Here is a 25,766-nt window from a genome sequence, read left to right on the forward strand (position 1 = left end):
TTTGTGCGGGCCGCGAATGGCTTGATATTTGCTGCGGAGGAGGATTGGCCAGCCTGTCACCCCAGCCCTCCGACAAACTTTTCGAACAGGTAAAAGCTATCTTGCGGCCCCGGTGACGCCTCGGGGTGATACTGCACGCCGAACGCTCGTTTCCCCTTCACCGCGATCCCGCAGTTCGATCCGTCGAACAAGCTCACATGTGTCTGCTCTAGACTGTCGGGCAAAGTCTCCGCATCGATCGCGAAACCGTGGTTCATGCTGGTGATCTCGACGAGGCCCTGGCTCTCGCCCCACCCCTCGCCCACGCGCTGGACCGGGTGATTTGCGCCGCGGTGGCCCTGGTGCATCTTGGCGGTCTTCGCGCCTGCCGCCAGGCCAAGCATCTGGTGCCCGAGGCAGATGCCGAACAGCGGCACGTCGCGCTCGAGCAATTCCTGGATGACCGGCACGGCATACTCGCCGGTCGCCGCCGGATCGCCCGGTCCATTGGAAAGAAACACGCCGTCGGGCTGCAGCGCCATGATTTCATCCACCGTGCTGCGCGCCGGGACAACCGTGACCTTCGCGCCAGCCTTCACGAGGTTGCGGAAGATATTATCCTTGGCGCCGTAATCGATCGCCACGACATGCGGGCGTTCCCGGTTCCCCTCGGTGTAACCGAAGCCAAGCTGCCAATGCCCGCCGCGCCAGTCCTCGTTTTCCTCGCGCGAAACCCGCGGCACGAGATCGAGCCCTTCGAGCCCGCTCCAATCACGCGCCTGCGCCGCCAGTGCATCGAGATCGAATTTGCCGCTCGGCTCATAAGCGATGACCGCGTTGGGAGCACCGTTCAGGCGGACACGCCGCGTAAGGGCTCGGGTATCGACACCGGACAGGCCGATCTTCCCGTGCGCTTTCATCCACTCCACGAATTCATCGCGTGCGCGGAAGTTGGAATGCGGTGTCACTTCCTCGCGCACGATGCAGCCGACTGCTCCCAGTCCCCGGCTTTCCACATCTTCCTCATTCGCGCCGACATTGCCGATATGCGGGAAGGTAAATGTGACGATCTGGCTGTCATAGGAGGGATCGGTCATCACCTCCTGATACCCGGTCATCGCGGTGTTGAAGCAGACCTCCCCCACTGCCGCTCCAACCGCGCCGAAACCCTTTCCCCAGATCGCCGTGCCATCAGCCAGAACGAGGACTCCCGTCGCACCATCGGGTTGCGCAGGACGTTGGGCAGCAGAAGCCATTCGGGGCTCTCCGAGTCAGGTGTTTCCAGCAATGTCGCTAAGTCCCATCGGCTAGGCGCACGATAGCCTTGCGTCAACCTAGGCGCGGGACTCGCATTGCGGTAGATCATGGCCTTATAGCGATCCATCCACAACTAAGACGAAAAGACAGAGACTCCATGATCCGCGACGACATCAAAGCCGCCACCATCACCGCCATGAAAGCCGGCGAGAAAGACCGTACAGCAACGCTCCGTCAGATATCTGCCAAGATCAAGGATCGCGATATCGAGCAGCGCACCAGCGGCAAGGACATCCCCGATGACGAGCTTGTCACTGCCGTCATGCAAAAAATGGCGAAACAGCGGCGCGAATCGATAACCATGTATGTTGACGGTGATCGTGAAGAACTCGCCGAAAACGAACGCGCGGAACTCGCGATTATCGAGGAATTCCTGCCGCAGATGATGAGCGAAGAGGAAACCATCGCGGCAATCGCAGCGGCGAAAGAAACCACCGGCGCCACTTCCATTAAGGATATGGGCAAGGTGATGGCGGAACTGAAGGGGAAGTATGGCGCTGTTATGGATATGGGCACAGCCAGTGCTATTCTGAAAAAGAGTTTCTGAGGGGACTATTATGAAACGCCGCCCGCTTATCTTCACGCCATTGCTTGGATCGGTATTTGCGCTTGCCGCGTGCGGCGACCCTGCCGAAGATACGCCGGTGCTGGATATGCCGGACGGCACAGCGGAGCTTCAAACACCGACCACCGATGGCGAGGTTGCAGCCCTGGCAGCCTCGATCGATGCCGGCGATTTCGCCGATCTAGAGCTCGGCGCCAAAATCGTAGGGCCGCGGGGACCGGAGGTTCAGACCAGCCTTTCCAATGCTGGCGGAATTTTTGCGGACATAACATCCTATGTCGCCTGCCCAGATGGAATGGAGGTATGTGATCCCGCGAACGCGCCGGAAGGCACGATCTACACCTATGTCCACATCGTCTATCCGGGCGAGGACATGGACCCGACCACCGGCGCAGGTGCCGGTACCGATGACGTCGATGTCGAAACGGCAAGCGCATTCATGATGACGCGGCCATCATTCGGTTTCACCGGCAGAGCAGGCTTTTCGAAAGCCGAAGCCGAAGTTGCCATTGGTGAGAATAACAATCTCGTCATCACGTGCGGAGAAGATGGCAACCTTACGTGGACGATTAATGCAGGCGATGGCGGTGACGAGTGGGAGGATGCAGAACCGCTCACATTCTATTGGCAATCCGTCCTTCCCCCTGCCGGACCTGCCGAATCTTACGCGATCAAGGCGAATGATGTGACCGCGACCGGAGAAGGTCCGTATCCGGCTGTCGATGACACCGCGACCAATGCTTGCACAGCTATACCCACAGGCAGCTGATCCAGACGCTTGAATGATTGGCGTGCGGGGCGCATTTTCCCCGCATGGCCATCACCCCGCAATGGAAGGACGAGCTGCGCGCCCGTATCACGCTGTCGACCGTGATCATGCGCACCACCAAGCTCGTCAAAAAGGGGCGCGAATGGGCGGCGTGTTGCCCGTTCCACGACGAGAAAACGCCAAGCTTCTACGTCAACGATCAGAAGCAGTTCTATCACTGCTTTGGCTGCGGCGCGCACGGCGATGTCATCAGCTGGATGACCGAACAACGCGGGCTGTCCTTTATCGACGCGATCAAGGAACTTGCCGCCGAGGCCGGGATGGAGGTCCCTGCCCCCGATCCCGTAGCGGCGAAAAAGGCCGAAAAGCGCGCAAGCCTGATCAACGTCACCACCGACGCGCAGGAATGGTTCGTCGATAATCTGCGCAGCGCCGATGGCCGTGAAGCGCTTGAGTACTTGCAGCGCCGCGGATTGCAGCCCGATACGCTGCGCGAATTCGGCTTCGGCTATGCGCCGGAAAGCAAGCAGGCGCTCAACCGCGCCCTCGCTCGCTATGACGAGGAAATGCTGGTCGATACCGGCATGCGGATCAGAACCGACGACGGCACGACCTATGATCGGTTCAGAGGCCGCGTCATGCTGCCGATCCACGATGCGCGTGGCCAGGTGATCGCGTTTGGCGGGCGCATCCTGCAAGACCGCGAAGGGCTCGCCAAGTACCTCAACTCACCCGACACCCCGCTATTCGACAAGGGCCGAACGCTTTACAATCTGCACCGCGCCGCGCCCGCCTCGCGCCAGACAGGTCGGATCGTCGTGGTCGAAGGGTATATGGACGTGGTCGCGCTGGCGCAGGCCGGTTTTACCGATGCCGTGGCGCCGCTCGGCACGGCGCTTACCGAAATGCAGCTCGAAATGCTCTGGCGCATGGTCGAGGTACCCGTGCTGTGTTTCGACGGAGACACTGCCGGCCAGCGCGCCGCCATGCGCGCGATAAGCCGCGCTCTGCCTATGCTCGCCCCGATGCGGTCGCTTTCAATCGTCCGCCTTCCCAGCGGAATGGATCCCGACGACCTGATCAACAAACAGAGCAAGGGCGCGATGGAAAAGCTGCTCGCGGAGCCGAAGAGCCTGCTCGATACGCTATGGGACTTTGAACGCGACGCGCAACCTCTCGAGAGCCCGGAGGCGAAGGCGGGCCTCAAAGCGCGCCTCATGGAGCACGTCGACACCATCCAGGACCGCGACATCCAGTCGATCTATCGGCGCGAGCTGCTCGACCGCTTCTCCGCTTTCGCCTACCCTCCCCGTCAGCCGCGCGATCAGGCAAAGCGTGGACCCTGGCGGGGTCCAGCACCTGCTCCCAAAACGCTTTCGGTCGGCGCCCGCGCCGCGCTTCAAAAGGCTATGGCAGGCGGACAGAGATCCGATCTGCTCGGCGCCGTCATTGCCGGGCTGGTCCGCCATCCGGAAGAGATTTCGGTGCATTCCGAAGCGCTCATCCGGCTCGCCCGGCATGACCAAAACGCCGCACCCGCAATCGAATCGCTGATAGAGCTATCGGAAACGCTTGATTCGGGCGGTCAAAGCGCCATATCAGCGGAGCAAGGCTATCCTGCCCCACCGGTAGACAATCGTTACACCTTCCTCAGAGAAGGCACGCCCCCCGGTGAAGCGCGCGAGGAACTGGCCGAAGCTGTGTCGTTGCTGGCTCACAAACCAGCGCTCGAAGCTGCTATGGCAGCAACGATTGCGAGGTTTGATGATGATCCGGAAGGATCTTTTGCGGAACAGGCTCGCTTACGGCAGCAGCTCACTACAGTTGACGAGCGTCTGAAGGCATTTGGACGCAAACGGGCCGCTTCTTCGGCGGACAGGGATTGAAAATTCGGTTGTGCCGATAGCCAGACTGGCGAAATGGCAGGCGACCTTGAGATGGATTGAACGCGATACATGGCTTCGACCGCGAAAAGCAAAAAGCAAGAGAACGACGACGCTCCGCTGATCGACCTCAACGAGGCATCAGTGAAGAAGCTGATGACCAAGGCGAAGAAGAAGGGCTACATCACCTATGATGAGCTCAACGAAGCTTTGCCCTCGGGTGAGATGAGCCCGGATCAGATCGAGGACATCCAGACCGCGCTTTCCGAAATGGGCGTTCAGATCGTCGAAAACGACGAGGAAGCCGAGGCCGAAGCCGAGCAGGAATCCGAAGTCGAAGAAATCGCGGTCGGCTCCGACGCCAAGAAAGACGCCAAAAAGGACGCGAAAGCGCCTGCGGCCAAGAAGACCGGCGCGGGCGAACGCACCGACGATCCAGTCCGCATGTATCTGCGCGAAATGGGCGCGGTCGAACTGCTCAGCCGCGAAGGCGAGATTGCCATTGCGAAGCGGATCGAATCCGGTCGCGACATGATGATCATGGGTCTTTGCCAGAGCCCGATCACGTTCCACGCCATCATCCAGTGGTCCGAGGCGCTGAACGCCGAAGACATGCAGCTGCGTGAGATCCTCGATCTCGATGCGATGCTCTCCAAAGAGCCGCCACCCGACAAGATGGAGGAAGAAAACGAGGACGACGACGGCGAGATCTCCGAGGAGACCGCTGGCCCGACCATTCGCGACGATGACGACGATGATTCGGACAGCGACGAAGAAGACGGCGAGGACGGCGAAGAAGGCCAGTCCAAGAAGGACGACGAAGAGGAAGAGGACAACACCCTTTCGCTCGCCCAGATGGAAGCGACGCTGAAGCCCGACGCGATCGAGCGTTTTGCGCGCATTACCAAGCTGTTCAAGACTTTCGAGAAGCTTCAGGCCGAACGCGTCGAAACCCTCGCTGCGGGCAACGAATTCCCGAAAGCGAAAGAGAACAAATACGAAAAGCTAGGCGACGAACTCACTGCCGAAGTCGAAAGCATGCAGTTCCACGCGACCAAGATCGAATTTCTGGTCGACAACCTGTACGCTTTCAACCGCCGCCTGACCGCGCTTGGCGGGCAGATGCTGCGCCTTGCGGAACGGCACAAGATCAAGCGGATCGACTTTCTCAAATCCTATGTCGGCAATGAGCTGGACGACAGCTGGATCATCGCCAACGCGAAGAAGGACAAGAAATGGGCCGCCTTCGCCGAGAAGGAAGAGGCCGCGATCGACCGCATCCGTGCGGAAATCACCGACATCGCCGCGCAGACCGGCATGGCGCTCCCCGAATTTCGCCGCATCGTCAACATGGTGCAGAAGGGCGAGCGCGAGGCTCGCATTGCGAAGAAGGAAATGGTCGAGGCGAATCTGCGTCTCGTGATTTCGATCGCGAAGAAATACACCAATCGCGGGCTGCAATTCCTCGACCTGATCCAGGAAGGCAATATCGGCCTGATGAAGGCGGTCGACAAATTCGAGTATCGCCGCGGCTACAAGTTCAGCACCTATGCGACCTGGTGGATCCGCCAGGCGATCACCCGCTCGATCGCCGACCAGGCGCGCACAATCCGTATCCCGGTCCACATGATCGAGACGATCAACAAGCTGGTGCGCACCTCGCGCCAGTTCCTTCACGAAGAAGGCCGCGAACCGACTCCGGAAGAGATGGCAGCGCGCCTCTCCATGCCGCTTGAAAAAGTTCGCAAGGTAATGAAGATCGCCAAGGAGCCGATCAGCCTCGAAACGCCGATTGGCGACGAAGAAGATTCGCATCTCGGCGACTTCATCGAAGACAAGAATGCGATCATTCCTGTGGATGCCGCAATTCAGGCGAACCTAAAGGAAACCGTGACCCGCGTCCTCGCCTCGCTCACACCGCGTGAAGAGCGCGTGCTGCGCATGCGGTTCGGCATCGGCATGAACACCGACCATACGCTCGAAGAAGTCGGCCAGCAGTTTTCGGTTACTCGCGAACGTATTCGCCAGATCGAGGCAAAGGCGCTGCGCAAGCTCAAGCACCCGAGCCGCTCACGGAAAATGCGTTCCTTCCTGGATCAGTAAAACCGGCTTTCGGCAAGGACGAGGTTCAGGGCTGGCGTCATGGCTAAAAACATCGTTATTACAGGTGGTTCCTCCGGCATCGGCGTAGCATGTGCTGAGGCAGCTGTCGCATCCGGCCATAGGGTTGCCTTGGTGGCCAGATCGCAGGACAAGCTTGACCAGATCGTCGCAAAGCTTGGAGAAGAAAACGCGATTGCCGTACAGTGCGACGTGACTAAACCTGCTGAGCAGGAGGCCATGTTCGAAAAGGTTCTGGCGCATTTCGGAACTATCGATGCGGTCTTCGCGAATGCAGGTCTTGGAGCCTCCGCCACGGGCACCGAGCACGGCGATGTCGATAATTTTCACGAGATGATCCTCGTCAACAATTTCGCCGTGACCGTTACGTGTAAATTCGCAATTCCTCATCTGCGAAAGACCAAGGGCCAGCTGGTTCTCATCGGCTCGCAAGCAGGGCATGTAGCTCTGTCAGGGTCGGTCTACAGCGCAACCAAATGGTTCATACGCGGCTACGCCAAGAACCTTTCCAATGAGCTGATCGAGCATGGGGTCCGGGTAACAAGCATCGATCCGGGTATGGTCGACACGCCGTTTTTCGACGAACCCAAGCCTACCGCGCTGAGGCCCGAAGATATCGGGAAGGCATTTGCGTACATCATCGACCTGCCCGAGCACGCGCGGATTGCCGAGTTGGAGATTTATCCAACCGTTGGCGCCCATCACTCCTGATCCGTCCGACATTCACAACATTGACGCTTCACAGGTTGGACATAGCCGGCCTCTCATGCAAAGCATGCAGGTGAGAGAAGATCGTTCAGTGTAGCTTGGTCAGGAAAACCCAAACGTGCCCACCTCTTCTCCCCATGTCATCGCCATCGTTTCTCAAAAGGGCGGTTCGGGTAAGACCACCCTCGCCGTCCATCTGGCCAGCCGCGCCGCGCAGGCTGGCCGGGAGAGCTGCATTGTAGACACGGATCCGCAAGCGACCGCTGCCGCTTGGTCCGATTGGCGCGGCGATTATCTCCCTGTCGTCGTGACCAGCCCGCCTGCTCGGCTCGGTCGAACCATCGAGAGCGCAAAGAAAAACGGCGTCGATTTTGTTGTCGTCGACACGCCGCCGCATGCCGACGCCGCCGCTCGCGAAGCCATCAAGGCCGCCGATATCGTGCTCATCCCATCGAAGCCGCGCGCTTTCGATCTACACGCGCTCGCACCGATCGCCGACCTGATTTCGTTCGCCAAAAAGCCTGCCTATGTGGTGCTGAATTCTGTACCGGCCGGCGCAACCGTTTTGTCCGAAGAAGCGCGCAAATCCGCGAAAAAAATGGGCCTGAAGATGTGCTCGGTTTCGCTCGGCGATCGCGCAGCCTTTCACCGTTCCTCTGCGAAGGGCGAAACCGCGGCTGAGATCGATCCCGAAGGCAAGGCCGCCAAAGAGATCGAGAAGCTGTGGAAGTGGCTGGGCAAGAAGCTCGCGCGGAGCTGACCGGACAATCCGACGCGATCGGTCGAAAAGCCGCTCATCCGGGGTGGAGAGAATCGATCCGCGCCTCTATGTAGACGCCATGCGTATCGCCATTGCCTCAGACCATGCCGCGACCGATCTGAAAGCGGAGCTTGCCGAGTGGCTAATCGATGAAGGCTACGAGGTCGCCGACCTGGGTCCCGATGGCGGGGAGAGCGTCGATTATCCCGATTATGGATATAAGCTGGCCAGTGTTGTCGCGGATGGCACGGTCGAATATGGCGTCGCGCTGTGCGGATCAGGTATTGGCATTTCGATCAGCGTCAATCGCCATCCCGCCGTCCGCTGCGCACTCGTCTCCGAACCGCTCTCCGCGGCACTTGCGCGTGAGCATAACAATGCAAACTGCATCGCCATGGGTGCGCGCCTCATCGGCATCAAAATGGCGAAATCCTGCGTAGCTACGTTTTTGAACACCGAATTTGCAGATGCAGGCGATCCGTCGGGTCGTCACCAACGCCGCGTCGCGAAGCTCGGCAATCCGCCCACCTCTCCCGATCATATCGAGACGCACCAATGAGCACGCAGCCTAACGAAGTTCTGAATTCGATGGATTCCTTCTGGAACGATGACCTTGCGACTGCCGATCCAGAGATCGCGGCCGCCATCAGCAACGAGCTGAAACGCCAGCAGGACAAGATCGAGCTCATCGCCAGTGAAAACATCGCATCGAAAGCGGTGCTTGAGGCGACCGGCAGCGTCTTCACCAACAAATACGCCGAGGGGTATCCGGGCAAAAGGTATTACGGCGGCTGCGATTATGCGGATGTCGTTGAAACGCTGGCGATCGAGCGCGCCAAGGAGCTGTTCGGCTGCAACTTCGCCAACGTCCAGCCCAATAGCGGGAGCCAGATGAACCAGGCGGTGTTCCTTGCGCTGCTGCAGCCGGGCGACACCTTCATGGGGCTAGACCTCAATTCGGGCGGGCACCTGACGCACGGATCACCGGTCAATATGAGCGGCAAGTGGTTCAATCCAGTAAGCTACGGTGTACGCGAAGGCGATGAGCTGATCGATATGGACGCCGTCGCGGCGACTGCGCGCGAGCACAAACCCAAGCTCATCATCTGCGGCGGAACCGCTTATTCCCGCACATGGGACTTTCAGGCCTTTCGCGATATTGCCGATGAAGTGGGTGCTTATCTCCTTTGCGACATGAGCCACATTTCCGGCCTCGTGGCAGGCGGCGCGCACCCTTCGCCCTTTCCGCATTGCGATATCGTGACCTCAACCACGCATAAGAGCCTGCGCGGTCCACGATCGGGCATCATCCTCTGGAACGACGAAGAGCTGACCAAGCCGCTCAACATGGCGGTTTTTCCAGGTCTTCAAGGCGGCCCGTTGATGCATGTCGTTGCCGCAAAAGCCGTGGCCTTCCGCGAGGCATTGCAGCCCGAATTCAGGAACTATGCGCACCGGATCGTCGAAAATGCGCGCGCGCTGGCTGCGAGCCTCGAAGAGAACGGTCTGCGGATCGTGTCGGGCGGGACGGACAACCACTCGATGCTTGTCGATCTCACTGCCAAGGACGTCACCGGAAAGTCGGCGGAGAAGGGCCTCGACCGCGCTTGGCTGACCTGCAACAAGAACGGCATTCCTTTCGACACGCGCTCGCCTTTTGTGACCAGCGGCATCCGCCTCGGCACACCGGCAGGCACCACCCGCGGATTCGGACCGGCTGAATTTCGCACCGTCGGCAAGCTCATCAGCGAAGTTGTCGATGGCCTTGCGAAGAACGGACCGGAAGGCGATGCGCAAGTCGAGGAAAGCGTTCGCAGCCGCGTTGCCGAGCTGTGCGCCGCCTTCCCAGTCTATCCCGACGCCTGATACCGAGCCTGAAACCGCATGCGTTGCCCCTTCTGCGCTCACGATGACAGCCAGGTAAAAGACAGCCGACCGACTGAGGATGCGACCGCGATCCGGCGGCGGCGGCAGTGCTCGCACTGCGGGGCTCGCTTCACCACCTTCGAGCGCGTCCAATTGCGTGAAGTCACAATCGTTAAGGCCGGTCTGGATGGCGGTGAAGCGCGCCGCGAACCCTTTGACCGCTCCAAGCTCGAAAAATCGGTTTCTCTCGCCTGCCGCAAACGCGACGTTTCGCAGGAGCGGATCGATCAACTCGTATCCGGAATACAGCGACAGATCGAAACCGCCGGAGAGGCCGAGGTGCCGTCTTCGCGCATCGGCGAATTGGTCATGGACGGGCTGAAGCAGATCGACAGCGTCGCCTATATTCGTTTCGCCAGCGTCTACCGCGATTTCTCCGAAGCCAGGGACTTCGAAGAGTTCGCGAGCACCGTGGCCGAAGCGGCGAAAGACTGACCTCGATGGCCGCGCCCATTATTGTTCTCGTGCGTCCGCAATTGGGCGAGAATATCGGCAAGGCTGCGCGCGCTATGCTGAACTTCGGGCTTACCGAGATGCGGATCGTGAACCCGCGTGATGGCTGGCCCAACCCCTCTGCGGGTCCGGCCGCTGCGGGCGCTGATATCGTGCTCGACCAGGCCAAGGTGTACGAGACAACCGCGGAGGCCATCGCCGATTGCGAGCATGTATACGCGACGACAGTACGTAAGCGCGGCGTGACCAAGCCTGTTGTCGGACCTGATGAAGCGGCCAGGCTGATGCACGGCGAAAGTGGCCGCCATGCGATCCTGTTCGGGCGGGAGGCCTCCGGCTTGTCGACCGAGGACGTGACGCTCGCACGGCGGATCCTGACCGTCCCGATCAATCCCGAATTTGGATCGCTCAACCTGGCGCAGGCGGTTATCCTGTGCGCGTATGAATGGTCGCGGATCGCGCGCGAAGCGGGTGCAGGCGAACTCGTTCAGCCCACCGATGAGGACGACGCGCTCCCCCCTGCTCCACAGGACGAGCTCGACGGATTGATTGGACACTTGGAAGGCATGTTGGAGCCAAAAGGGTATTTTCTACCGGAGAGCCGCAGCGAAGCGACGCGGCGCACTTTGCGCGGCGTCTTGACCAAGCCGGGTTGGAACCATCTCGAAGTGAGAACCCTGCGCGGGGTCTTGTCTTCGCTCCAGCGCGGGGATCGCGAAAGCTAGTCGAATTCAACTTTGAGTTGATTTTCGCGCATAGATCGCTAATTGCCCCTCCACGCAAAGATTGGCTCCGCATCCCGGTGAAGCGGTAGCCGCACGAAATACAATCGATTTCGTGGTGCGATGCCGGGTTGAATGGCCACCATTCCGGGTGGCTCAGCAAATTTGAAGGAAAGACTTATGTCGAAGCGCAAAAGCGCCAAGTACAAACTCGACCGCCGGATGGGCGAAAACATCTGGGGTCGCCCGAACTCTCCGGTCAACAAGCGCTCCTACGGCCCCGGCCAGCACGGCCAGCGTCGCAAGAGCAAGATGAGCGACTTCGGTCTTCAGCTGCGCGCTAAGCAGAAACTGAAGGGCTATTACGGCGACGTCACCGAGAAGCAGTTCCGCTCGACCTACAAGGACGCCACTCGCATGAAGGGCGACACCGGCCAGAACCTGATCGGCCTGCTCGAGCGCCGCCTCGACATGATCGTATACCGCGCGAAGTTCGCTCCGACGATCTTCGCCGCGCGCCAAATCGTGAACCACGGCCACATCTATGTGAACGGCGTTAAGTGCAACATCCCGTCGCGCCGCTGCGATGTCGGCGATGTGATCAGCCTCGGCAACAAAGCCAAGGAAATGGCGCTGGTCATCGAAGCGCAGAGCCTGCCCGAGCGTGAGATCCCCGATTACGTCGCACCAGAAGGCAATGACAAGGTTGCCTTCACCCGCGTACCGAAGCTCGACGAAGTGCCCTATCCGGTTACCATGGAACCGAACCTCGTGGTCGAGTTCTACTCGCGCTAAGACGTAGCAAATTCTCTGTTTTCAAATGGGGCGGTCCGTCGGGCCGCCCTTTTTTGCGCCATCGCGAATATGCGCCAGATACAAAAAAGGCGGCCCCGAATGGACCGCCTTCGATTGTGCCTCATAGAGAGACTTTAATTACGCATCACTTTCGAATTCGATCCCAAATTTCAAACTCATAGGCGATCGAACCTTCGACAAGCCTCTCCCAGATATCAGCAACGACATCTGCCGGAAGACCGCGAGCGCCTGCATCCTTGACCGCAGCATCGATGACGTTGGCCTTTCGGTCCTCATCGCGAACAGCTTCGCGCGTTGGTTTAATCCGGGCTGCCGCGCGCATGTACCCGAACCGGCGATCGAGCAGTTCGACGATCTGGCGATCCGTGGCATCGACGCCCTCGCGAACTTCCGACATTGAAGCGCAATCTTCAGGACTTTTGAAATCAGCAGACATGGCCGCGCATGTGGCCTTTCACGCCCCTTTTGTCGAGAGGCTTGCTCTATCATTGGCCATGGAGAACTTCCTGCAGGAACTTATCGATTTCTATCAGCATCTCGGTGCGCACTTTGCTGTCTCCCAAGTCGTGCTGTAGATCCTCGTACTCGTTATAGATGACCTCCTTGCCGGCATTCTGCAGCGCTTGTGCCATGCCGCGCGAGTGACGCACTTCTACGTTAACGTCGCGAGTAGCATGGAATAGCGCGACCGGTGCTGCGAACTGTTCAGCATGGCGGCGTGGACTGCCGGCGTCGATGTGCGGCCCATTGCCTAGTTGTTTAGCTCGCAAGCGGGAACTTGTGTATGCGCGCGCATCGCTGCGAAGATAACCCAGATCCGTCACTGGCGCGATCGCGACAATCGCATTGTAAAGATCGGGCTCCACGACCTGAGATTGCAGCGCTGCGTATCCTCCGTAGGACCAGCCGGCAATCGCAAGCTTCTCTGGATCAGCGATCCCTTCGCTCACCAACCATCTACCAGCATCGTTCACATCACCAATTGCGACGTCCCATGCTTGGTAGCCGTTCTTGCCGAACCACGCTTCTCCATAACCGGACGACCCGCGATAATTAGGCTGAAGCACCGCGTACCCTCTGGCCACGAAATATTGGACTATCCAATCAAAGCCCCAGACGTCCCTAGCTGCAGGGCCACCATGAGGCAGCACAATCGCGGGAAGACCGATGCCGCCAGAGGCAGGTGGCAGAGTGAGGTATCCTGGAATTTGCGCTCCATCGCGCGCGGGAAACGAGATGGATTTCATATTACCCATCGGTTGTTCCACGAGGTATTCGCGCACGGCGAGAAGCTCTTCCAGTTGGCCCGCGCCCTTATCGAACAAGTAAACGGTACCGGGATCCGTGTCGGACGAGGCGATTACCAGCAGCTTGCTTTCGTCAGCGCTAGCGCCGGCGATATTGATGATCGGCTGATTCGGCAGCGCCTCCCCAATGCCCTTGCCAGGGTTGCAAGCTCATCATCAAAATACGCGACCGAACGTTTCTCGGTCGCGTAACTTGCGCCTACGACGCGCCGCTGACGACCGATCCGAATAAGCCCGTCAACATCTACGTCGTCACGCGCGAATACCACCTTACCTGCGCGGGGATTCGACAGCGGAACCTCGGCGAGCGCAGTGAACCCTCCTACCGACGTGAAACCAAAGGCACTGTTGCGCGCTGCATCGACCGCAACCGGGAGAAAACCTTCGACTGGCTTCCCGTCCAAGGATATATCCGCAAGCTCTTGCCAATGACGGCTGTCAGGTGCGCGGAAGTAGTAGTAATAGTCGCCTGTGAGCATTCCGTTGAGATCATATTTCGCTCTCGCCTTGATCCTCACTTCGCCGAGCTCATCAGCGATGTACCGCATGGCGCCGTCATCGGGCTGCTCTTCCACTCGGCGCCGACCAGTGTTCACATCAATCTGGTCGACGCCAAGCCCTTCCTTCTCATTGGCCAATCGCGTTCCGGTGGAGTTTTCCTTGAGATAGGTCTTGGTCAAGAGGATTCGACCATCCTCGCCAGCAACATCGAATGCCACGACACTCCCGCCGCTCTGATTGAAACCAAAGGCGCGAAGGCTCCTTCGTTCAGAAAGCGATTCGATTTCGGTCCCATCATAGTCTATCGCAAACATCCGATCGAAGCCGATCAGCGTCCCATCTGGCGCTTTTCCCATTCCATCGACCTGGCAGACTAAGCGTTCGTCCGTGGCCCAACGGCACCACGATAGATCACTTGTCACTTCAGTGTTCTTGGCGATTTGTTTCACACTGCCAGGTCCGGCTAGGTCAACGACGTTCAGTACCTCGCTGTGCTCAGGACCTGCGGCGACCCAAGCCACTTTCGTTCCCGAGGGAGACAGGCTTATGTCGAGCACGGAAGAGCGCGCACCAAAACGCGCAGCCACGTCTTCGGCTTCTACTTCCGCTGCCTCGTCCTGCGCAGATCCCGGAACGGCGATGCTCGAGGCAAGACAGCTCACGACGCAAAGCGCCCTTCCAAAAAACTTCATCGACTGCCCCCTTTTTCATCTGCGACAACTTAACGTAACAAAGACTAATCGCATTGCAACGGGCTAGATCGACTAGTCGCTAGAGTAGAGATTGCGGAACTTCTCAGCAAAGCTTGCAAACTTCCTTTCAGTTATCGCTTGTCGCATTGCGCGCATCAATTGCTGGTAAAACCAGAGATTGTGCTCCGTCACCAGCATCGCACCGAGAATTTCTCCCGACTTCTGCAGGTGGTGGAGATAGGCGCGGGAATAGTTTGCGCAGGTCGGACACTCGCATTTCGCATCGAGCGGGGCGGTGTCTTCTGCATGGCGGGCGTTGCGAAGGTTCAGCGCGCCGTCCCATGTAAAAGCCTGCCCATTTCGGCCGGAGCGCGTCGGCAGCACGCAATCGAACATGTCGATCCCGCGCTCGACCGCTCCAACAAGATCGTCGGGCTTTCCGACACCCATCAGATAACGCGGGCGATTGTCTGGAAGCATCTCTGGGGCGTAGTCGAGCACGCCGAACATGGCCTCCTGCCCCTCGCCCACGGCAAGCCCGCCGACCGCATAGCCATCGAACCCGATATCGATGAGCTTGTCCGCGCTCACCCTTCTGAGATCTTCGTCAAGGGCTCCCTGCTGAATTCCGAATAGCGCAGCGCGCGACGAATGATCTTCGTCGCTGTCGAACCCGTCACGGCTGCGCCTGGCCCAGCGCATCGAGAGTTCCATGCTCGCTGCGATTTCGTCTCGCGGACGGTCCGCGCGCGGACATTCATCGAACGCCATGACGATGTCGCTCCCAAGCAGACGCTGGATTTCCATAGAGCGCTCGGGCGTCAGCATGTGTTTGGACCCATCGATGTGGCTGCGAAATTCGACACCCTGTTCGGTCAGTTTGCGCAGGTCCGACAGGCTCATCACCTGATAGCCGCCGCTATCGGTCAGGATAGGCCGGTCCCAATTCATGAAGCGATGCAGCCCGCCAAGCTTCGCCACACGCTCCGCGCCGGGGCGCAGCATCAGGTGATAAGTGTTGCCAAGAATGATGTCCGCACCGGTGGCGCGCACGCTCTCAGGCTTCATTGCCTTGACAGTCGCAGCTGTGCCCACGGGCATGAAGGCCGGCGTCTGTATATCGCCACGCAGCATGGAAATCGTGCCGGAGCGCGCCCGGCCATCAGTCGCGCTCAGCTTGAAGGAAAATCGCTCGCTCATATACGCGCGGCGCTTAGCTCGCTGGCGAAGCTCTGTCACGCCTGTGCTCAAAGTGACGGGGCGCGCTCAGCCTCAACCGCGCGCGCCCCGAACATTGCTAACAAGCGCCTCAGAACGCGAAGAGCACGCCGCCGGTGACACGGGTTGAATCGAACGCGATGGTGTCGATGCCGACGCGCAGTTTCAGCGGGCCGTCACCAATGCCAAAGTCCGCACCGGCCCCGACGAGGTAATCGCCGTCGGTCGTGTCGAACCCGGCGGGCAGCGCAACAGGGGCAAAGCGCGAGAAATCGAAATCGACTTCCTGATAGCCGCCGCGGACATACACTTTCCCGCGTTCACCGACACGCACGCCCAACCGGGCCGCGACGCCGTACTCGTTATCGATAAAGCCGTCGCCGAAATGGAAGTTGCCCTCCGCCCCGACAAAGATCGTTTCGCCAACCGGAACGTCAACACCCGCGACTACACCGTAAATGCCGCCGTCGTCATCGGGCAGATCGGTGCCGATGTCGTGATAGCCGATTGATGCACCGACATAGGGTTCGGCCGCGCCATCGGTTTGTGCCTGGGCGGCCGCGGGGATGGCCACGGCGCCGCAAGCTATCGCAGAGAGCGCTGAAAACTTGAGATATTTCATAGAATTCCTCCAAATGCGTCCGTTAGGGGGACGGGGAAGAATTGCCTTCGCGGCTCTGTCGATTGCCTGAATGAATCCGTCAGATTTGCTGTGATCGACCAGCGACCATTACGGCCCGACCGATGCCATGATCAGCCCAACGAACGCACACTATTCTCTTAGCCGCCAACCGGTCTTGAAGATGAACGCGATGATGGCCGTACAAACCGCGAGGAAACCGAGGGTTAAGCCAAGCGATATGCCGATCGACACATCCGACGTCCCGTAAAAGGTCCAGCGTAGCCCGCTGACGAGAAATGCGATCGGGTTGGCCAGCGCGATCTTGTCCCACGGGTCAGGGAGCATATCGAGCGAATAGAAAGTCCCGCCCAGAAAAGTCAGCGGCGTCAGGATCAACACCGGGATGATTCCGAGCTTTTCGAAGCTGTCGGCCCAGATGCCGAGGATAAACCCGAACAGCGAAAAACTCGCCGCGACAAGAACTATGAATCCGATCGCGAGCAATGGATATTTGATCTCGTAATCGACGAACAGTGTCGCCGTGGCGAGGATGATTGCCGCGAGGATCAAGCTTTTCGTGGCCGCGGCGCCGACGAAACCGACAAGCGTCTCTGCCACCCCGACGGGCGCGGACAAAAGTTCGTAAATCGTGCCGGTGAAGCGGGGCATATAAATGCCGAAACTCGAATTGCTGGTCGTTTCCCCAAGCAATGTCAGCATCAACAGGCCGGGAATGATGAACGCCGCGTACTCGATGCTCTGGATCGGCTCCATCCTGCTGCCGATGGCAGAGCCGAAAACGATGAAATAGAGCGAAGTCGTAAGCACAGGGGCTATGACCGACTGAAATGCGGTGCGAAATGCTCGCATCAGTTCGCGCTGATAGATCGACCACGCCCCTCGGAGGTTGAAGCCCATTACGCTTCCTCCGTTTCGGATACGAGGCCGACAAAAATGTCTTCGAGCGAGCTGTCATGGATATCGATGCCGCGATAATCGATTCCGCTGATGATCAGCGCCTTGGTAAGCGCCGCAACATCCTCGCGCCCCTTCCCGCTGCCATCCCCGCCGCGGTAGCAAAGCTCCATCCCGTCGGCGCGAAGCTCGACCGGGAATGTCGCGATACTCGGGGGCAGTTCGCGCAAAGGCTCGCTGAGCGCGATGACCGCTTCGGTTCGGCCCATCCGCTGCATCATCGCGTCCTTGTCGTCCACCATCAGGATCTGTCCCTTGCGGATGACACCGACACGGTCGGCCATTTCTTCGGCCTCTTCGATGTAATGCGTGGTCAGGATGATCGTCGTACCGCGCTCGCGCAGGGCTGCAATCTGCTTCCACATATCCTTGCGCAGTTCGACATCGACACCGGCTGTGGGTTCGTCGAGGAATAGAAGATCCGGCTCATGCGCGAGCGCTTTCGCAATCAGCACGCGCCGCTTCATTCCGCCCGACAGTTCGCGGATCTGGCTGTCGCGCTTGTCCCAGAGCGTGAGGCTGCGCAGCACTTCCTCGATACGGGCCTTGTCAGGCGGAAAGCCGAACAGACCGCGGGAATAGCTGACCGCGCGGTGCACGGTTTCGAACATGTCAGTGCTGAGTTCCTGCGGGACGAGGCCGATCCGCCCCCTCGCCTCTCGCCAATTGTGCGCGAGGTCCTCGCCAAACGCCGTCACTTTCCCGCTCGTTGGCCGGACCAGACCACACACCGCTCCGATCAAGGTGGTCTTGCCGGCGCCATTCGGGCCGAGCAGCGCAAAGATTTCGCCTTTTCGGATGGTCAGATCGACATTGTCCAGCGCTCTGACGCCGCCTTTGTAGACCTTGCTAAGGCCGGAAATGTCGAGGATCGCTTCGTCGGTCACTTCCGCCATTTGGCACAGGCGAGCGGGAATGCAAGCGCGCGCTAGGGAAGGAGCAGCGAAGAATCTCCATAGGAGTAGAAACGATAATTGTTGGCGATGGCGTGCGCGTACGCTGCCATCATCCGCTCGCGCCCCATCAGAGCGCTAACCAGCATCATCAGTGTCGATTTCGGCAGGTGGAAATTGGTCATCAGCCCGTCGACACCATTGAAAGTGTAGCCCGGCGTGATGAAAATGTCTGTGTCACCTGCGAATTCGCGAATTTTTCCATTCGCATCGCCGGCGCTTTCCAACAATCGCAGCGCAGTGGTGCCGACCGCGACGATCCTCCCGCCTGCCTCCCGCGCTTGGTTGAGGCGGTCGGCGGTTGCTTGTGTAATGCGCCCGAATTCCGAATGCATGGCGTGATCATCGGTATCGTCTGCCTTTACTGGCAAGAACGTGCCTGCGCCTACGTGCAGCGTCAGTGTCTCGCGCTTGATCCCCTTCGCATCAATTGCATCGATAAGCTTTTGCGTGAAGTGCAGCGATGCAGTCGGCGCGGCTACGGCACCATCCTCTCTCGCAAACATGGTCTGGTAATCGGTGATATCCTGTTCATCCACGCCGCGCTTTTGCGCGATGTAGGGTGGGAGCGGCATCGTTCCTGCGCGATCGAGCAGAACTTCGACCGGCTCTTCCCCTTCGAAAAAAAGCGTGATGCTACCGTCGGCGTGACGCTCTTCGGCGATCGCGGTCACGCCGCCGCCGAAGACCAGCTGGTCTTGCACCTTTATCCGTTTTGCATTGCGAACGAATGCCTGCCAGCGGCGCAAATCCATGCGCTTGTGCAAGGTCGCGCCGATCCTTGCCTCGCCTTTGGCGCGACGCCCTTCGAGCTGAGCGGGAATGACGCGGGTGTCGTTGAAAACGAGCACGTCGCCCGGTTCGAGCAAGTCCGGTAGATCGCGCACCCCGCGATCTTCGAATGGCGCCTGAGCGCCGCGCACCAGCAACATGCGCGCCGCATCGCGCGGTCGCACTGGGCGAAGCGCTATCCGGTCCTGCGGAAGTTCGAAATCGAAGAGATCAACACGCATGGGCGCGCGCCTAGCGTGTGTCTCGGCTCTGCGAAAGCCTTACTGCGCTTCGATCGGAGCGCTCAGCAGATCGGCCGTGATATCCTGTTCCGGGGGAGCAGGAGGCGCGATGACCGGCGGGGCTTTATTGTCGCTGGCGATCGAGGCCTGGAGGATACGTGTCGGATCCTGCGGTGGCTCGCCGCGATTGATATCATCCACAGCGGCCATGTTGTCGATCACGCGGCCAAGATTGGTATAACGTTTGTCGAGGCTGAAGCGCGGATAGAACACGATGAAGAACTGGCTGTTGGCGCTGTCTTCCTCCGAAGCTCGCGCCATCGATACCGTACCGCGAACATGCGGCATCGGGTTGAATTCTGCTTTCAGGTCGGGAAGCTCACTGCCGCCCTGACCAGTGCCGGTCGGATCCCCGCCCTGCGCCATGAAGCCGTCGATGACGCGGTGGAAGATGATCCCGTCATAAAATCCCTGACGGGTGAGCGTCTTGATCCGCTCGACATGTTCGGGGGCCCATTCCGGCATAAGCCGGATCGACACGCGCTCGCCCGTAGAAAGGTCGAGCACCCAGACATTTTCAAGGTCTTCGGTTTCATCGAAATTCACAGGGACGAAGCTGCGCGAAGGCGCTTCCACCGCTTCTTCATCTTGCGCAAAAGTTGCCGAGGGAACGGCAAACAGTGAAAGTGCGGCAAGCGTGCCAAGTGTTTTCTTGATCATGGGGTTCTTCATAATGCTGTGGGTATGACGCGACATTTAGCTGTACGGGGCTGACACTTCAATGAACGAAGCGCGCCAATCGACAGGTGCGAAGGTGTCGAAGCGCGGTCAGTAATCACCCTTCCGTCCCAGTTTTTCTACCCTTGCAATCACTTCATCGCACACGGGTTTGCTCACAAAAGGTGTGATGTCACCGCCGTAGAGCGCGATTTCCTTTACCAATTTCGATGCGATGGGTTGCAGGGAAACGTCTGCCATCAGAAAGATCGTTTCGATATCATCATCAAGCTGCTGATTCATGCCCGCCATCTGGTATTCGTACTCGAAATCGGCGACAGCGCGGAGCCCTCTGATGATGACGGTCGCGCCCTGTTTCTGCGCGAATTTCACGAGGAGTGCGTTGAAGCCCACGACTTCGACGTTATCGAGACCGAGATTCTCCACCTCCCGCTGCACCATCGCAAAACGCTCTTCGGTCGAGAACATCGGATTTTTCGAAGGGTTGGTGGTGACCCCAAGGATCAGCTTGTCGACAAGCTTTGCGCCGCGGCGGATGATATCCGCGTGACCCAGTGTGATCGGATCGAAAGTGCCCGGGTAGATGCCTACGCGCTGTGTCATTGCTGATCGACCTCCCACTCGATGCCGGCCGCAGAACCATCGTCCGCGATCCTGATCAGGACCGCCTCGGAGCTTCCCTCGCCGTCCTCGCTTACAAACCGACCATCTTCGGTCTGCGAGAAGCCCAGGGATTTGAGCACCGCTGGCATATCCTCTGCGCATCCAACAGGTGACTGATAGGCGCGAATATAAAGGCCGGAACCGTCCGCCTCTCGGCGTCGCATTGTTCCGATAAGCTCCGAATCCTCACATTGCTGCGCTTCGAAACGGTCGACGAACTCAGCCACCATCTGCCGCTTTTCGCGGGCTGCCTCTTCGGAAGGCCCCATGTGGTGCCCCTCATGAGAAACCATTTCGGCTGACGCGTCACTCTGGCCGGAAGGCTCAGGCTGGGCCGAGCAGGCAGCGAGAGAAGCGCAGACCAGCGTAAGCGGAAAAGCAGAAATCCTCATCGATCACGCTCCACAATAAACCGCGCAAGCTCCCGCAGCAGGTCAGCTTCCGCGCCATGATTGGCCAGATGACCAACGGCTTGGTCGACGAGTACCCGTGCCTGCTCGCGGGCCTTGTCGACTCCCATCAGCGTCACGAACGTTTGCTTGCCCTGTTCATCGTCCTTGCGCAGAGCCTTGCCCGCCTTCTCCTGATCCCCGGTAACATCGAGAAGGTCGTCGGCAATCTGAAATGCGAGACCGATATCGCGTGAATAGGCCCGAAGATGCGCGCGGCCTTCGGGCGGAACTTTGCCCAGTATAGCGCCCATCTCGACCGAAGCGGCGAGCAGTGCGCCCGTTTTCAGCTGCTGCAAGCGCGTGATGGAATGGAGGTCGTATTCGACGCCCTCTTCATCGGCGACCATATCCATGATCTGTCCGCCCGCCATCCCGTTCATGCCGCTCGCCGTTCCGAGCGTTGCTATCAGCTCGCTGCGCACGAACGGATCGCTGCTTGTTTCGGTATCCGCCAGGATCTCGAACGCCAGCGCGTGCAATGCGTCCCCCGCCAGCACCGCCGTCGCCTCATCGAAAGTCTTGTGCAAGGTCGGCTTTCCGTGGCGCAGATCATCATCATCCATGCAGGGAAGATCATCGTGGATGAGGGAATAGGCATGGATAGCTTCAACTGCAGCGCCTGCGCGCAGCGCCGCGGTACGGTCAACGCCGTAGAGCTCAGCCGTGCTGACAACCAGCAGGGGGCGCACCCGCTTTCCGCCGCCGATCGTCGCGTATCGCATCGCTTCAACCAGCCTGGCTCGCGTATCGTTCGGCACCGGCAGAAACGCATCGAAAACCGAATCGATCTCGGCCTGAACCCGCTTCAGTCCACTGCTGAGCACGCCTTCAATACCTACGACCGTCATTTCAGTCGGTCCCGTCCAGCGGCGCAGTTCCACTAGGCTTGCCATCTGCCCCGGTCACGATTTTTTCAATGCGGGCTTGCGCACTATCGAGCCGTTTCTGACAGGCGGCCCGCAACTGCTCACCGCGCTCATAAAGCGTAATCGATTCATCGAGCGGAACATCGCCGCGCTCCAGCTGCTGCACGATGTTTTCAAGCGCGCCGAGCGCCTGTTCGAAACTCATTGCCGCGATGTCATCCGCATTCGGTGCGGAACCATTTCCCTCGTCCATGCGCTGGAGCATTGACCGTGCCAGACTGCCTGGTCAAGGCTGGCCAGATACAAATACCGCCTGAATTAAAGCGGGTGCAACAGGGAACGCACACATGACCAAATTCATCATCGCCTATGTCTGCGCGGCAATCGTGTTCGGCATACTCGACTCGCTGTGGCTGCGCTGGGCCGGACCCAACCTTTACCGCCCCGTAATTGGCGAGATCATGGCGAAGGATTTCAACGTCGGGGCGGCGGGCGCGTTTTACCTCATTTACCTTGCAGGCATGGTCTGGTTCGCGATCAAGCCTGGCCTCGAAACCGGTTCGGTCGCAACAGCGCTGCTCAACGGCGCTTTGCTGGGTGCGCTTTGCTACGCGACATTCGATCTGACGAGCCAGGCGGTCTTCAAGGTCTGGGCCACAAAGATTTCGGTGCTGGACATCATGTGGGGAGCATTCGCCACCGGCACGACAAGTGCCGTTGCAACCTGGGCGACTTTGCGCTTCACGTCTTGACGACCGTATCGAGGGGGCAAGACCATGTTTGTTGGACACTGGGCGCCGGCCTTTGCCGCAGCCGCCATCAGCCCAAGCGGGCCTAAACTGGCAACGTACTTCATTGCGGCGCAGCTCGTCGATTGGGGCTTCTTCGCGCTCGCCCTGTTCGGAATTGAGCGCATGCGTGTCGACCCAGATGCGACCGTCATGGTGCCGTTCGATTTGTATCACATGCCCTATACGCACTCATTGCTAGGCACCGGGATATGGGCGGTCGCCATGGCCGGAGTCGTCCTGATCCTCAATCGCAACCTGATCGGCGGCCTGCTTGCGGGCCTTGTCGTCATGTCGCATTGGTTGCTTGACTGGATAACGCACCGACCGGACATGACGATCGCAGGGGGCGAGGAAACGTATGGACTCGGCCTGTGGAACTATCCATTTGCCGCCATCCCGCTTGAGGCAGGCATCACGCTGGCGGCATTCGTATTCTACCTGAAACGAACGCGCGGACCGATCGGGCCGCCGCTCATTCTGCTATTGGTGCTTGGCGCCTTTCAAGCAATCAACTGGTTCGGACCTCATCCAGCCTCTGCAGGCCCGATGCTTTACCTGCAGGCGCTCCTCGCTTTCGGAGTTGCAACGGCTTTCGCGTGGTGGGTCGGGGAGAATCGCTATTTCGTGAGACGAGGCGGGTTGGCGACAACCGGCGTCTGAATTACAGGGGCGCGCATGAGCGAAATTACCCCTGACATCGTCGAACAGCATGGTCTCTCACCCGAAGAATACGAGCGCGTACTCGCGGGGCTCGGGCGCGAACCGAATCTTGTCGAGCTCGGCATCTTCTCGGTCATGTGGTCCGAGCATTGCAGCTATAAATCGAGCCGCCTTCACCTGAAGAAATTGCCGACCGAAGCACCCTGGGTAATCTGCGGCCCGGGTGAGAACGCGGGTGTGATTGACATCGGAGATGGTCAGGCCGCGATCTTCAAGATGGAGAGCCACAACCACCCCTCCTATATCGAACCCTACCAAGGCGCGGCGACAGGCGTTGGCGGCATCCTTCGCGACGTTTTCACCATGGGAGCGCGTCCGGTGGCGAACATGAACGCGCTGCGCTTTGGCCGTCCCGACCATCCCAAGATGAAGCACCTCGTTCAGGGTGTCGTCGCTGGGATTGGCGGATATGGCAATTGCGTCGGCGTTCCGACCGTGGGCGGTGAAACCAATTTCCACTCAGCCTATGACGGCAATATCCTCGTCAACGCGATGACTGTCGGCGTCGCCGACGCGGACAAGATATTCTACTCCGCCGCCACCGGCGTCGGAAACCCGATCGTTTATGTCGGCTCCAAGACCGGGCGCGACGGTATCCATGGCGCAACCATGGCGAGCGCGGACTTTGAGGAAGATGCCGAGGCCAAGCGCCCAACTGTGCAGGTCGGCGACCCGTTCACCGAAAAGCTGCTGATCGAGGCATGCCTTGAGCTGATGGCAACCGACGCCATCGTCGCTATCCAGGACATGGGCGCAGCGGGCCTCACCTCCTCCAGCGTCGAAATGGCAACCAACGGCAAGGCCGGCATCCGGCTCGACATGGACAAGGTGCCCTGCCGCGAAGAGGGCATGACGCCTTACGAGATGATGCTGTCGGAAAGCCAGGAGCGGATGCTCATGGTACTGAAGCCAGGCAAGGAAGAAATGGCTGCGGCGATCTTCGAGAAATGGGAGCTCGACTTCGCGGTGATCGGAGAAGTCACCGATACCCAGCACATGGTGCTCGAATTCGGCGGCGAGGTCGTTTGCGATATCCCGCTCGGCCCGCTGGCCGCCGATGCGCCTGAATATGACCGCCCGTACCTCTCCAAAAGCGAATACGCTAAGTGGGCAGGCGTCACGCCCATGCAGGGGGCGCCCGATACGAATGATCCGGGCACGGACGTGCTAACGATGCTGGCCTCCCCTGCCCTCGCTTCGCGCCACTGGATTGCCGAGCAGTACGACAGCCAGGTGATGGGCGATACGCTGCAAACCGGCGGCGATGCAGGCGTTGTGCGTGTCCACGGGACGGATAAGGCGCTCGCAATCAGCACTGACTGCACGCCGCGCTATGTGTACGCAGACCCTTACGAGGGCGGCAAGCAGGCCATCGCCGAGGCATATCGCAACCTGTGCGCGGTGGGCGCGAGACCGCTGGCGGTGACCAACTGCCTCAATTTCGCAAATCCCCAGCGGCCCGAGATTATGAGCCAATTCGTCCATGCCTTGGAAGGCATGGGCGATGCGTGCCGCGCGCTCAACTTCCCGATCGTGAGTGGAAACGTCTCGCTCTATAACGAAAGCAAGGCGACCGGCGGAGGCTCTGCGATCCTCCCCACACCTGCGATCGGCGGCGTTGGCATCATCGAAGATTCGTCGAAAATGGCGACGATGGCTTTCAAGAACGCAGGAGACGCCATCTACATGATCGCGCCTGAATTCTGGGCCAAGCCTGACCCGACCCGCTCGCATCTCGGCAAATCGCAATGGCTGAACATCGTACATGGCCGCGATGAAGGTCGCGCGCCGCCTGTCGATCTCGCTGCCGAGCGCGGCGCAGGCCAGATCATCCGCCGCCTGATCGAGGAAGACTTGCTTTCCGCCGTCCACGACATCTCTGATGGCGGCCTTGCCATTGCTCTGGCCGAGATGGCGATGGCTGGCGGCATCGGTGCAGAGACGCAAGCGCATGACGCCTACACCGCGGCGCAATGGTGGTTCGGCGAAGATCAGGCGCGCTACGTCCTCACCGTGTCGCCGGAGAAGGCCGAAGCTTTCAACCGCATCGTCGCCGAGGGCCCGGAAACGCCCGAAGCGGAGATGGTCGGCTTCCACCGCATCGGAACCGTTGGCGGCGAGAGCCTCCTTGGCGTCTCACTAACCGAGATGAAGGCGGCGCATGAAAGCTTCTTCCGCGAATGGATGGAGGGGTGACCTACCAGCACTCCGGATCTTGCCATTGTGGCGCCAACCG

28 protein-coding genes are annotated in these 25,766 nt (G+C 59.6%); 14 read left to right on the forward strand and 14 right to left on the reverse strand.

All coding sequences use genetic code 11. From position 1 onward, the window contains the following. Positions 1–56: 56 nt before the first annotated feature. Positions 57–1,235 (reverse strand): glutamine-hydrolyzing carbamoyl-phosphate synthase small subunit, encoded by a 1,179-nt coding sequence (carA, locus tag IB285_RS06555; RefSeq protein ID WP_190787423.1) that lies wholly within the window; start codon positions 1,233–1,235, stop codon positions 57–59. A 158-nt stretch (positions 1,236–1,393) separates the two neighbouring features. On the opposite strand from carA, the gene IB285_RS06560 reads away from it, so the two are divergent. The 11 genes from IB285_RS06560 to rpsD all read left to right on the forward strand — a co-directional run bounded on the left by IB285_RS06560 (position 1,394) and on the right by rpsD (position 11,998). Further along, on the forward strand, positions 1,394–1,843 hold the full coding sequence (locus IB285_RS06560) for a GatB/YqeY domain-containing protein (protein ID WP_190787424.1): 450 nt from the start codon (positions 1,394–1,396) through the stop codon (positions 1,841–1,843). 10 nt (positions 1,844–1,853) lie between these two features. Next, positions 1,854–2,630 carry a hypothetical protein gene (locus IB285_RS06565; protein WP_234033081.1) on the forward strand — a complete coding sequence of 259 codons (777 nt, stop codon included), beginning with the start codon at positions 1,854–1,856 and terminating at the stop codon, positions 2,628–2,630. A gap of 44 nt (positions 2,631–2,674) precedes the next feature. Continuing rightward, positions 2,675–4,516 (forward strand): DNA primase, encoded by a 1,842-nt coding sequence (gene dnaG, locus IB285_RS06570; RefSeq protein ID WP_190787425.1) that lies wholly within the window; start codon positions 2,675–2,677, stop codon positions 4,514–4,516. Positions 4,517–4,585: 69 nt separating this feature from the next. Further along, positions 4,586–6,616: an RNA polymerase sigma factor RpoD gene (gene rpoD / locus IB285_RS06575; RefSeq protein ID WP_190787426.1), complete on the forward strand. Its 2,031-nt coding sequence runs from the start codon at positions 4,586–4,588 to the stop codon at positions 6,614–6,616. Between the two features lie 39 nt (positions 6,617–6,655). After that, complete coding sequence (locus tag IB285_RS06580; protein ID WP_190787427.1) at positions 6,656–7,345, forward strand: SDR family oxidoreductase; 690 nt, start codon at positions 6,656–6,658, stop codon at positions 7,343–7,345. A gap of 115 nt (positions 7,346–7,460) precedes the next feature. Continuing rightward, positions 7,461–8,102, forward strand: coding sequence for a ParA family partition ATPase (gene parA / locus IB285_RS06585; protein ID WP_190787428.1), 642 nt, complete (start codon positions 7,461–7,463; stop codon positions 8,100–8,102). A gap of 79 nt (positions 8,103–8,181) precedes the next feature. Continuing rightward, a complete protein-coding gene (locus IB285_RS06590; RefSeq protein WP_190787429.1) occupies positions 8,182–8,661 on the forward strand; it encodes an RpiB/LacA/LacB family sugar-phosphate isomerase in 480 nt (159 codons plus the stop codon). Continuing rightward, complete coding sequence (gene glyA, locus IB285_RS06595; RefSeq protein WP_328705864.1) at positions 8,658–9,968, forward strand: serine hydroxymethyltransferase; 1,311 nt, start codon at positions 8,658–8,660, stop codon at positions 9,966–9,968. Before IB285_RS06590 ends, glyA begins: the two co-directional genes overlap by 4 nt. A gap of 18 nt (positions 9,969–9,986) precedes the next feature. Then, positions 9,987–10,463, forward strand: a complete 477-nt coding sequence (nrdR, locus tag IB285_RS06600) for a transcriptional regulator NrdR (RefSeq protein ID WP_190787430.1) — start codon at positions 9,987–9,989, stop codon at positions 10,461–10,463. 5 nt (positions 10,464–10,468) lie between these two features. After that, positions 10,469–11,206 (forward strand): RNA methyltransferase, encoded by a 738-nt coding sequence (locus tag IB285_RS06605; protein WP_190787431.1) that lies wholly within the window; start codon positions 10,469–10,471, stop codon positions 11,204–11,206. A gap of 177 nt (positions 11,207–11,383) precedes the next feature. Continuing rightward, positions 11,384–11,998: a 30S ribosomal protein S4 gene (gene rpsD, locus IB285_RS06610; RefSeq protein WP_190787432.1), complete on the forward strand. Its 615-nt coding sequence runs from the start codon at positions 11,384–11,386 to the stop codon at positions 11,996–11,998. Between the two features lie 145 nt (positions 11,999–12,143). Here rpsD and IB285_RS06615 read toward each other — a convergent pair whose 3' ends face one another. The 13 genes from IB285_RS06615 to IB285_RS06670 form a co-directional block, all read right to left on the reverse strand. Continuing rightward, positions 12,144–12,455, reverse strand: coding sequence for a chorismate mutase (locus IB285_RS06615; RefSeq protein ID WP_190787433.1), 312 nt, complete (start codon positions 12,453–12,455; stop codon positions 12,144–12,146). Positions 12,456–12,504: 49 nt separating this feature from the next. Next, positions 12,505–13,344 carry an alpha/beta hydrolase family protein gene (locus IB285_RS15005; protein ID WP_234033082.1) on the reverse strand — a complete coding sequence of 280 codons (840 nt, stop codon included), beginning with the start codon at positions 13,342–13,344 and terminating at the stop codon, positions 12,505–12,507. A 35-nt stretch (positions 13,345–13,379) separates the two neighbouring features. Further along, positions 13,380–14,489, reverse strand: a complete 1,110-nt coding sequence (locus IB285_RS15010; RefSeq protein WP_234033083.1) for a hypothetical protein — start codon at positions 14,487–14,489, stop codon at positions 13,380–13,382. 102 nt (positions 14,490–14,591) lie between these two features. After that, positions 14,592–15,719: a tRNA guanosine(34) transglycosylase Tgt gene (tgt, locus tag IB285_RS06625; RefSeq protein ID WP_190787434.1), complete on the reverse strand. Its 1,128-nt coding sequence runs from the start codon at positions 15,717–15,719 to the stop codon at positions 14,592–14,594. A gap of 109 nt (positions 15,720–15,828) precedes the next feature. Further along, a complete protein-coding gene (locus IB285_RS06630; RefSeq protein ID WP_190787435.1) occupies positions 15,829–16,359 on the reverse strand; it encodes an outer membrane protein in 531 nt (176 codons plus the stop codon). A 150-nt stretch (positions 16,360–16,509) separates the two neighbouring features. Next, complete coding sequence (locus IB285_RS06635) at positions 16,510–17,277, reverse strand: ABC transporter permease (RefSeq protein WP_190787436.1); 768 nt, start codon at positions 17,275–17,277, stop codon at positions 16,510–16,512. After that, complete coding sequence (locus tag IB285_RS06640; protein WP_190787437.1) at positions 17,277–18,230, reverse strand: ABC transporter ATP-binding protein; 954 nt, start codon at positions 18,228–18,230, stop codon at positions 17,277–17,279. The genes IB285_RS06635 and IB285_RS06640 overlap by 1 nt, the downstream gene beginning before the upstream one ends. Positions 18,231–18,262: 32 nt before the next feature. Beyond that, positions 18,263–19,300, reverse strand: a complete 1,038-nt coding sequence (queA, locus tag IB285_RS06645) for a tRNA preQ1(34) S-adenosylmethionine ribosyltransferase-isomerase QueA (protein WP_190787438.1) — start codon at positions 19,298–19,300, stop codon at positions 18,263–18,265. Positions 19,301–19,339: 39 nt separating this feature from the next. Further along, positions 19,340–20,020 carry a peptidylprolyl isomerase gene (locus IB285_RS06650; protein ID WP_190787439.1) on the reverse strand — a complete coding sequence of 227 codons (681 nt, stop codon included), beginning with the start codon at positions 20,018–20,020 and terminating at the stop codon, positions 19,340–19,342. A 108-nt stretch (positions 20,021–20,128) separates the two neighbouring features. Continuing rightward, the gene (coaD, locus tag IB285_RS06655) at positions 20,129–20,641 is read right to left on the reverse strand and encodes a pantetheine-phosphate adenylyltransferase (protein ID WP_190787440.1); all 513 of its coding nucleotides are present in this window, start codon (positions 20,639–20,641) and stop codon (positions 20,129–20,131) included. Then, a complete protein-coding gene (locus IB285_RS06660) occupies positions 20,638–21,093 on the reverse strand; it encodes a hypothetical protein (RefSeq protein WP_190787441.1) in 456 nt (151 codons plus the stop codon). The genes coaD and IB285_RS06660 overlap by 4 nt, the downstream gene beginning before the upstream one ends. Continuing rightward, positions 21,090–22,001: a polyprenyl synthetase family protein gene (locus IB285_RS06665; protein ID WP_190787442.1), complete on the reverse strand. Its 912-nt coding sequence runs from the start codon at positions 21,999–22,001 to the stop codon at positions 21,090–21,092. The genes IB285_RS06660 and IB285_RS06665 overlap by 4 nt, the downstream gene beginning before the upstream one ends. A gap of 1 nt (position 22,002) precedes the next feature. Further along, positions 22,003–22,272 carry an exodeoxyribonuclease VII small subunit gene (locus IB285_RS06670; RefSeq protein WP_190787443.1) on the reverse strand — a complete coding sequence of 90 codons (270 nt, stop codon included), beginning with the start codon at positions 22,270–22,272 and terminating at the stop codon, positions 22,003–22,005. Between the two features lie 94 nt (positions 22,273–22,366). Here IB285_RS06670 and IB285_RS06675 point away from each other — a divergent pair, with 94 nt between their 5' ends. The 3 genes from IB285_RS06675 to purL are packed head-to-tail and all read left to right on the forward strand — an operon-like array spanning position 22,367 to position 25,726. Next, the gene (locus tag IB285_RS06675) at positions 22,367–22,771 is read left to right on the forward strand and encodes a DUF2177 family protein (RefSeq protein ID WP_190787444.1); all 405 of its coding nucleotides are present in this window, start codon (positions 22,367–22,369) and stop codon (positions 22,769–22,771) included. 24 nt (positions 22,772–22,795) lie between these two features. Then, positions 22,796–23,470 (forward strand): hypothetical protein, encoded by a 675-nt coding sequence (locus IB285_RS06680; protein WP_190787445.1) that lies wholly within the window; start codon positions 22,796–22,798, stop codon positions 23,468–23,470. A 15-nt stretch (positions 23,471–23,485) separates the two neighbouring features. Next, the gene (gene purL / locus IB285_RS06685) at positions 23,486–25,726 is read left to right on the forward strand and encodes a phosphoribosylformylglycinamidine synthase subunit PurL (protein ID WP_190787446.1); all 2,241 of its coding nucleotides are present in this window, start codon (positions 23,486–23,488) and stop codon (positions 25,724–25,726) included. Positions 25,727–25,766 lie beyond the last annotated feature (40 nt).

It is taken from the genome of Erythrobacter rubeus (assembly GCF_014705715.1).
Lineage (GTDB): Bacteria > Pseudomonadota > Alphaproteobacteria > Sphingomonadales > Sphingomonadaceae > Erythrobacter > Erythrobacter rubeus.